This window comes from Pseudomonas sp. NPDC085632 (assembly GCF_044541255.1).
Lineage (GTDB): Bacteria > Pseudomonadota > Gammaproteobacteria > Pseudomonadales > Pseudomonadaceae > Aquipseudomonas.
The window spans coordinates 68020-77102 of sequence record NZ_JBITSX010000011.1; the positions used below are offsets into that span (position 1 = coordinate 68020).

Sequence of the window (9083 nt, forward strand, 5' to 3'; positions counted from 1 at the left end):
CTCAGGCCACCGCCCGGGACATGACGTACAAGCCGTCACGCACGGTCATTGAGGCGTCTTCAAGGGTGCGCAATTGCACCCCCGCCACGTCCGGATGCGCATCGAGGCGCGCCGGGGCATGCAGATAAACGTTGAAGGCGCGTTCACTGGTCGAGGCCTGCAATTGCCGTTCGCGACCGATCAATGCGCTGAGTGCCACATCACTGTCACTGCCGCCCACCGAACGCACGCCGGCCCAGCGCCCTTCCCTCGCCAGCAACAACACGCTGCGTTGCGGCTCGGCTACAACAAAGAGGAAGTCGCCGGCGTCGAGGCTTTTGTCGAAGCGGTTAAACGCCGCCATCAGGTACGGCTGAACCGAGCGCAGGCGCAAACCGCGAGCGCTGACCAGCGTGCGCAGGCGTTCGAGCAAGTCCTGCGGCAAGGCGCTGGCGATGCGGTCGTAACCGGCTGGTTCGGCGGACAGCACCAGACTCCACGGCTGGGTTGGCGCGCCAAACAGGTCTTCGAAACACAGTTGGGCAAAGCCGCGCAGTTCTTCCGGGCTGCTGATCTGCGCGCTCCACGGCACCAGGCAGAAACGGCTGAAATGCCCGGAGATGACCACGCTCAATTCGGCACCGGCGCGGGCGTGTTCACCGAGCAGGCGATCGAGGGTGTCCAGCGCCACCGCGTAGCTCTGGAAGCCTTCGTCGATGTAACCGACGCTGCCCAGCCATAGAGTGTCGCTGCCGCGCCGTTGACCCAAGCCAACACCGCTGGCGCCGAGCACGGCGACAAAACGCTCACGAGATAAATGTGACACGGTTGATCTCCTCCAGCGTGGTGCGACCTTGTTCCACCAGCTCCAGCGCCGATTCACGCAGCAGGCGCAAACCACGGGCGCAGGCCAGGGCTTTGATTTGTTTGATCGGTTGGCGCTCGACGATCATCTGGCGCAGTTCGTCATCGAGGTGCAACAACTCGGCAATCGCCGTGCGCCCGCGATAACCGCTGCCCCGGCAATGGCCGCAGCCCTTGCCGTGAACGAAGTGGTAATGATCGACTTTCTGCGGATCGAGGCCCGAGGCGCGCAGCTCTTCATCGCTCGGATTGACTGGCGCGCTGCAACTGGCGCACACCAGCCGGATCAGGCGCTGGGCGAGAATCGCGTTGAGCGCCGAGACCAGGCTGTAGGGGTCGATTTCCATTTGGGTGAAGCGGCCAATTACGTCGAAGACGTTGTTGGCGTGGATGGTGGTGAACACCAGGTGGCCGGTGAGCGCCGATTGCACGGCGATCTGCGCGGTGTCCGGGTCGCGGATTTCGCCGACCATGATTTTGTCCGGGTCATGCCGCAGGATCGAGCGCAAACCCCGGGCAAAGGTCAGGCCTTTTTTCTCGTTGACCGGGATCTGCAGTACCCCCGGCAGTTGATATTCGACCGGGTCTTCGATGGTGATGATCTTGTCCACGCCGTGGTTGATCTCGGTGATCATCGCGTACAGCGTGGTGGTTTTGCCGCTGCCGGTCGGGCCAGTCACAAGGACCATGCCGTAGGGTTCGGCGGCGAGCCGGCGCAACTGGCGCAGGGTTTCGTCTTCAAAGCCCAGCGCCTGCAATTGCACGCCGCAGACCTTGTCGGCCAGATCCTGTTTGTCGAGCACCCGCAGCACCGCGTCTTCGCCGAAGATGCTCGGCATGATCGACACGCGAAAGTCGATCTGGCGGCCGCTGATGCCGATCTTGAAGCGCCCATCCTGCGGCACACGTTTTTCGCCAATGTCCAGCTCGGCCATGACCTTGACCCGCGAGATCACCTGCTCGGCGAACTCGTTGCCCTGGACTTTGCTGATGTTGTTGAGCACGCCGTCGATGCGGTACTTGATCACCAGACCGTGACCGGTGGTGCCGAGGTGGATGTCGCTGGCGTGCATCTTCAGCGCGTCGTAGAGCGTCGAGTTGACCAGTTTCACCACGCTGCTGGCGTCTTCGCTGATGCTGGTCAGCGACAGGCTTTGCAGGGTGTCGATTTCGTGGTGAGTGTCGCCTTGAGCGTTGAGCGATTCGACGGCGTGGAAGCTTTCTTCATGGCGGGCCAGATAGGCTTTGAGGTCATCGGCGTGCACCAGATACAGCGGCGCGCCGTGCAGGCAATCGTCGATCCAGGCCAGGCGCGCCGGGTCGAAGGGATCGGCAAACACGCCGATGACTTCGTCGTTGTGGCGCAGCAGGATGAATTCACGTTTCAGGCATTGTGCGAGGGTGACCCGGTCGAACACCGGCGTCGCGGCAAACAGGTTGTCGGTGTCGAGCACCGGGTAATGCAGGGTGGCGCCGAGGGTGTGAATGAACGGCATCGGCGCCAGTTCACAGAGTACGCCGAGGGCTTCGAGGACGCGTTCGCCGGAGGTGGCGGCCCGCGCCCGGGCCTGGGACAACTGCTCGCTGGAAAAGTATTCACTGGAAAAGCGCGCGGGGGCGCTTTCGGCCGGCAGTGGTTCGACGACAACGGACAGACGTTCCATGGCTTGCTCTCCAACCGGGGCTCAGAGCCCTGTCGGCGCGGCAAACCTTGGCGGCAAGTGCCGGAACGTCTGTTCGCGCCATTACTCCCCGGTGAGCATTTGATCGTCGTCCGGTGCCATGGCGTGCAACTGTCGTCGCCGATCCGCCAACACCCAACTGCCATCGTACAACTGCAACGGGAAGCTCTCGGTCCTGCTCTGGCGTCGTTCGACAAAGCCCTCGGAGGGGCTCGCACCGGGTTTCGCTTCGCGCTTGATGCCCAGAAGGTCGCAGACCGCCCGCGCCAGTTCCGCCAAGGGAAACGGTTTGAACAGGATGTGGCTGACCCCCAGTTGCCGCGCCCGCTCACAGACTTCAGCGGTCGGGTGACCCGTTATCAGCACAAAATGGCACGTCCTGTTCTGGCGGACCGCGTCGAGCACCTCAAAGCCTTCCATATCGGGCAAGCGGTAATCGAACACCAGCACGTCGGGGGCAAAGGTTTCGGCCAAACCGATAGCCGTCGCTCCGTCATGTGCAATCGCGACGTCCAGCCCCTGCGCCGACAGATAATCCTGAAGGTTCTGTGCAAGCAGCTGTTCGTCTTCGACAACCAGTACTTTGTTAACCAAGGTCGACTCCTTGAAACAGCAGGTCCGATGACCCCGCCCTGAGAGTGCGCCTTACCATCGGTAACGCACACTTCATGCCAGGCTGAGTGCCGGTAATTTTATCTCTTCATGTCCTTGAATTTAATGACAATGCCCGCTCGTCCCGGTACCCCGTTCCCCAGAAACGGGGAAGCACCTGAATGGGCATCGAAGCCATTCCCCACTATTGGGGGGGAACCTTCAGTCGTCGTCAATTCGTTCGATCCTGTTCTGCACCCGTAATTGCGCGAGCACTTGGCGACGAGCCTGGGTCTGTTGCTGTCGGGCGAGCTGTGCCCTGACTGTGTCCAGCCCCTGCAAATCTGGGACATCGGCGGCCTCCAAGTGGTTCGGTAAATAAATCACATGCCAGCCGAACGGTGAACGCACCGGATAACTGGCGAATGTCGCCCCACTGACAACCGAGGCGCGCATTTGCATCAAGCGTAGACGCGCTTGAGCCACAGTGGCTGCATCCGCTTGCGCAGGCACACGGATCAGCAGGTGGCGGGGTTGCAAGGTATTGGCGCGGATCAGCTCGGCGAACATCTGCTGCGCCGCCAGCTCGCGGCGGGTGTACTCGGCGAAGGACGCCTCATCGAAACCGGCATCCTGCAGGCGACGGACGAATTTATCCGCGCCGCCGATGGCCATGCGGGTTTGCTCGATTTGCTCGCGCACCACTTGATCGTCGATCTGCCGGCCACGTTTCTGCGACTCCTGCCACAGCAATTCTTTGTCGATCAGCATTTGCAACGCGGCCTGACGCAGTTCCTTGTAGGCCTTGGGACTGCGAATACTGGCGACCGCGCGGCCCTGGTCTTCGAGGTATTCGGCGAAAAAACGCTCGAAGCGAAACCCGGAAATCTCCTCACCATTGACTCGCGCCACGGCCGGTTCGTTATTGGCCCACGCCAACGGGAGCCAGCAAGTCATCAGCAAGATCAGCGTTGTGCGTTTCATGATCGGGCCCTCCGTTCAGGGGCTGGCAACAATCGGTTTATAAGGCGCGACCAGATAGAAACGCTGATCGGGCAAATCCACGGTGACCACGTGCGCGCCGCTCAAGCCCAGACGTCGACCGGGGCCGAAACTCAGGCGCGGGGTCAGGCCAGTGTCGAAGTCGTGCAGGCCTTCAAGCGCCGCCACCAGTTTCTCGCGGCTGGCGTCGCGGCCGGCCTGCTTCATGCCTTCGCTGAGCAGCAGCATCGAGGCGTAGGCGCCGACTTGCAGCACGGCGTGCTGGGCGCCAAGGCCCTGACCTTCGCGCAGCAGCGTCAGGGCCATGCGCCCGGTTTGGGTCCAGTCGCTGGGCACGAACGGATAGGCGAGAAACACCCGCCGGGTAAAGCCGTCGGGGACTTGCAGCAGATCGCCGGCCACCTGGCTTGAAGCAGCGAACAGGTAAGGTACTTGCCCGGCGCTTTGCAGCCTTGTCGCCAGACGACTGAAACCACCGCCATTGCCCAGATAAAACACCGAGCGCGAACCCAGCGGCAGCGTATCTGCTGCCGGGTCATAGGCTTGCAGATGGACTTTTTGCCAGCCGTGATCCTGCAAGTACTGGCCGAGGTTTTGCGCGGCCAGCGTTTGTGCAGGGTCATCGGGATAGGCGATCAGCGTCGGTCCTTGCAGCACGCGCAGGCTGGCCGTGGCGTAGTCGGCCAAGGCGATCAGTTGCTCACGCAAGCCCGGTAATGGTTCGAAAATCTGCGGACTGGCCTGCATCGCTCCGAGTAATGACAACGCGCCGATCAGCGGCACGCCGGCCTGTTCCAGGCGCGGCCCGAGTTCGTTGTCGAGGGCCGGCGCCAACGGCGCGATCAGGGCGAACACTTGTTCCTGCTCGATCAAACGCTGCAAGGCGTGCTCGGCACTGGCGCGATCCGGACCGGGATCGATCACCGTCAGACGCAGTTGACGACCATGAATGCCACCGGCCTGATTGATCCGCGCCACGCTGCCGTTGAGCACCGCCGCAACGGTCATGCCCTCCTCGGCCAGTGGTCCTTGGCTGGGCAGTAAGGTGCCCAGGTGCAGAGTCTCGGCGTCGAGGCCGGGGTCGCGTTCATCGGCCAGGCGTTTGAGGTACGCAATGAGGTTGCGCTGATCCTTCATCGACAGCACAAAGCGCGGCATGCTCGGGTCGAGGCGATTGTGGCCGGGGTCGCGGCCCTGCTCGATCACCGTCGCCAGCGTGTTTTCGGTGTACGCCGGATAGCTGCGCCCGTTGACCTGTTGCTGACCGTAGGTGCTGGTCAGTCGCGCCCAGTTCAGCGGCGGCGGACGCAAGCCGCCTTCGGGCCGACCGAGGCCATCGGCGCCGTGGCAATTGGCGCACGGCAGACTGGTCGCCGGCAGCAACACATCCGCCGCGCCGACCCGCGCCATGATCGCCTCGCCGCTGGCCGACAAGCCCTGACGGTACAGGCGTTTGCCCGCTGCCTCTTCCGGCGTCAGCGGTGCACCACTGGCGCCAAGGCTGAGGCCAGCGAGCAGGATCAGGGCGAGTACGCGGCAGCGTTTCATGGCGCGGACTCAGCGGCCAGCCACGGGCATTGTCAGCAACTGCAAGCGCTGGGCAATGGCGGCAGCCGGGGCATCGGGACGGATTTTGCTCCAGCGTTTATTGGCGACATCGCCGACGATCAATTGTGTGGAGTGTTGCTCGGGCGTCGGCACGATCTGGCCGATGCGGCTCAGCACCAGGTCCATCTGAGCCTTGTCGCCGGTAAGAAAAAGCCAATGAGGGTCATCGGAACCCTGCTTCAAGGTGTAAGCCTTGAGCACCGCTGGCGTGTCGCGCAGCGGGTCACTGGTAAGGGAAATGAAGGTGATTTCCGGCGCCTTGTCGCCCAACAGCTCGCGGACTTCCTTGAGCTTTTGCGTGATCAGCGGGCAGGCATCGTTGCAGCTGGTGAAAATCACGTTGAGCAGCACTATGCGGTTTTGCAGTGCGTCGCTGTAGAAGCGCAGGGTTTCGCCGTTCTGATCCTGCAACGGCGTGTCGGTGAACCAGGTTTTCGCGTCGTGTGTGCCTTTGGCCGGCGCGGCAGCCACAGCGGCTGGCGGCTCTGAAACGTGACCTTCGTGGGCCAGCGCGACGTTGCTGAGAATCCAGAAACACACGGTCAGGGAGATCCAGTCGAGCAGTCTCATGGCTGTTGCTCCATGGCGATGGCGGTGTGTTTGGCGTGGGTGCGCAGGCCGCTGAGTTTTTCCACTTCCTTGGCCAGCAGCGCCGGATCAGTGAAGCCGTAGTAGCGCATCCAGTGGCGGCTGTCGCCGTCGCCGACGAGGATCAGCGGCTGATGACTCTTCAGGTCGCCGCTGAAACTGCCGAGGCCCTTGAGGGTTTCATTGATCGACTGCGGCGAACCGGTCAGCCAGCTCCAGCCCGGGCCGCGCTGGAAGGTGCGCGCATAATCCTGCAGGCGTTTCGGGTCGTCGCGCTGCGGGTCGATGCTGATCGACACCAGTTGCACTTCGTTGCCGACGCGCGCGCCGAGCTGTTTCTGCACCTTGCCCATGATCGACGAGACCACCGGACAGACCGTGGTGCAACTGGTGTAGATAAAGCTCATGACGACGATTTTGCCCTGCACCAGGTCTTGTTCCAGGCGTACGGTTTTGCCGTTCTGATCGAGCAGCGGCACGTTGGCGAATTTCACTTGAGCGTGTTCTTGCGTGTTGCTGGCCGGGGCTTTGTGTCCGGCGTGTTCGTCGGCCGAATGGGCGTGGACGTGTTGAATGCCAAGGCTCAACAGGCACAGGGTCAGCAGACCACTGGATGCAAATCGGTTCATGTCGAAACTCCTCTTCAACGGGCCTGGCCGGGGGCTACCCGAACACTGGCAAAGGTCTTGTCATCGAAACCGGCACCCAGCGAGGCCGCGCGCACATGCAGGTACCAGGCGCCGCTGCGGTCGAGGGTAATTGGCGCTTCGTATACGCCGTCGGCCACTTCCAGCGCCGCCACTTCGCGGGGGTGCGAGGTGGGCGCGAGGTAGTAGCGCAATTGCACGTCTTTGACGCCGCTGCGCTGGGTTTTGTCTTTGCCCTGGACGATGCGAAAACGCACGACGTAGGGGTCGTTGAGCGCCACGGCAGTCTTGTCGAGGAGGAACTCGACTTTCGGCTGGCCGAGGTGTTTTTGCGGTTTGCCGTCAGGATCAATCTGCGCGCTGAAACAGTGAATGATGTTCGGCTGATTGAGCAGGAACGCCACGTCAAAGCGCCCCGCTGCCGGTAGTTTTACTCTGGCGCTGTAGAGGCCCGGCGAGACTTCGCGCAGGCTGCGGTCGATGACCATGGCGGCGCGGGCGATCTGGCCACGGTTGGGGTAACCGGACATCGGCGCGTTCATGCCTTCGGCGTAGAAATAGGTGGTGTTGTCGACCGGGTTGACCACGAACACCGCGTTGTCGTCGCGCGAGACCGCGAGGCTTGAGGCCAGTGGCAAATCGCCGGCCAGGCGCGGCGCTTGCGGGCCGGCTTCGAAACCCTGGCTGATCGGCTGGCGGCCCTCGCCGAGCGAGGACAGGTTGATCATGGTGACTTTCGGCGAGGCCAGTCCGCGAATGTAGGCGTAGGCCTGGGTGAACACCACTTGGTACGGCTCGGCGCTGACCTCCAGATCATGGATGGCGCTGTTCGTGGCGGCATCGATGATGCTGGCGCGGTTCTCCACGGTGTTGAGCACCACACCGAAGCGGCCGTCGGCGCTGAAGCCCATCGGGCCGATACCTTGTTGCAGTTTGAGCACCCGGCGGATGGCGTGGGTGCTGGCGTCGATAACAGTGACGGTGCCGTCCTTGCCGTCGGCGACGTAGACCGCGCCGGACAGGGCTGAATAGGCGACTGACAACGGATGCGCGCCGGTTTTGATCTGCTCGACGATGGTCAGGCTGGCAACGTCGACCACGCTGACGGTGCCGTCGTCGCGGTTGCTGACGAAGGCGAAGCGGCTGTCCTTGCTGAAGCTGATTTCGTGGTGGCCGCGACCGGTCTGCAGATGTTTGAGGGGTTTCACGCTTTGGCTGTCGATCACCGTGACGCCGGAGTCTTCGGCTTTGCTCGCGTTGTTGCCGACCCAGAGCAGGCGTTCGTCCGGTTGCAGCGCGACGCGAAACGGTTGGTTGCCGGCGCTGATCGAATCGATGACTTTGAATTGCTCGCTGTCGATGACGGCCACTTCGCCCGCCGTCGGCATCGAGACGAACACGCGTTTGTTGTCTTTGGGCGTGACCCAGTCCATCGGTGGTTGCTTGAGTTCGATGCGCGCCAGGGTGCTGGTGATGCCGCCCACTGACACCGACGGATCGACCACGGCGATGCTCGCGTCGCGGTTCATCACCAGCAGGAAATAGCTGTTGAGGTCGAGCAACGGCCGCGCGCCGATGTTGGACTTGAGGAACACGCCGACCCGGGCTTTGCAGCTCTGGTCGCGGCCCTGAGCCTGATCGGCGGCGAGGGTTTGCGGGTCGACCCAGGCACCCGGGGCCACGCCGGACAAAGGCTGACCAGAAGCGCTGTCGGTGACACGGAACTGCACATCGGCGAATTCGCCTTCGCGCAGCTTGCCGTCGGCGGCCAGTGGCTGAAGCTTGAAATCCACCGAAACGCCATCACGGCTTAGCGTCTGCCCGCTGCCGGTCTGTGCCAGCGCAATCTCACTCAGCGTCAGCACCGCCCCGGCCATGGCCAGCGTGCAAATACCGATGATGTTGATGATCCTGTTCATCCAGCACTCCCCTACACATTCAGTCCAAACGACGCGGTGCCTGTGGGAGCGAGCTTGCTCGCGAAGGCGTCTTCAACCTCACCCTTAAAAACCGAGTTGCCCCCATTCGCGAGCAAGCTCGCTCCCACAAGGGATTTGCATCCATCCCACTCCCTCACTGCCCACCGCAGTCCCTGTGGGAGCTGGCTTGCCAGCGATGGCGT

8 protein-coding genes are annotated in these 9083 nt (G+C 62.7%); all 8 read right to left on the minus strand.

What is annotated here, in order from left to right; genetic code table 11:
* Position 1: 1 nt before the first annotated feature.
* Positions 2–805: a hypothetical protein gene (locus tag ACIF4X_RS11120; RefSeq protein WP_397482143.1), complete on the minus strand. Its 804-nt coding sequence runs from the start codon at positions 803–805 to the stop codon at positions 2–4.
* Positions 786–2507 carry a GspE/PulE family protein gene (locus ACIF4X_RS11125; RefSeq protein ID WP_397482144.1) on the minus strand — a complete coding sequence of 574 codons (1722 nt, stop codon included), beginning with the start codon at positions 2505–2507 and terminating at the stop codon, positions 786–788. The genes ACIF4X_RS11120 and ACIF4X_RS11125 overlap by 20 nt, the downstream gene beginning before the upstream one ends.
* 81 nt (positions 2508–2588) lie before the next feature.
* The gene (locus ACIF4X_RS11130; RefSeq protein ID WP_034152602.1) at positions 2589–3119 is read right to left on the minus strand and encodes a response regulator; all 531 of its coding nucleotides are present in this window, start codon (positions 3117–3119) and stop codon (positions 2589–2591) included.
* A gap of 219 nt (positions 3120–3338) precedes the next feature.
* A complete protein-coding gene (locus tag ACIF4X_RS11135) occupies positions 3339–4100 on the minus strand; it encodes a SurA N-terminal domain-containing protein (protein WP_397482145.1) in 762 nt (253 codons plus the stop codon).
* Positions 4101–4115: 15 nt separating this feature from the next.
* Positions 4116–5666 carry an ABC transporter substrate-binding protein gene (locus ACIF4X_RS11140; RefSeq protein ID WP_397482146.1) on the minus strand — a complete coding sequence of 517 codons (1551 nt, stop codon included), beginning with the start codon at positions 5664–5666 and terminating at the stop codon, positions 4116–4118.
* 9 nt (positions 5667–5675) lie between these two features.
* Positions 5676–6296 carry an SCO family protein gene (locus ACIF4X_RS11145; protein WP_397482147.1) on the minus strand — a complete coding sequence of 207 codons (621 nt, stop codon included), beginning with the start codon at positions 6294–6296 and terminating at the stop codon, positions 5676–5678.
* The gene (locus ACIF4X_RS11150) at positions 6293–6943 is read right to left on the minus strand and encodes an SCO family protein (protein WP_397482148.1); all 651 of its coding nucleotides are present in this window, start codon (positions 6941–6943) and stop codon (positions 6293–6295) included. Before ACIF4X_RS11150 ends, ACIF4X_RS11145 begins: the two co-directional genes overlap by 4 nt.
* Before the next feature lie 14 nt (positions 6944–6957).
* Positions 6958–8880, minus strand: coding sequence for a YncE family protein (locus ACIF4X_RS11155; protein ID WP_397482149.1), 1923 nt, complete (start codon positions 8878–8880; stop codon positions 6958–6960).
* Positions 8881–9083 lie beyond the last annotated feature (203 nt).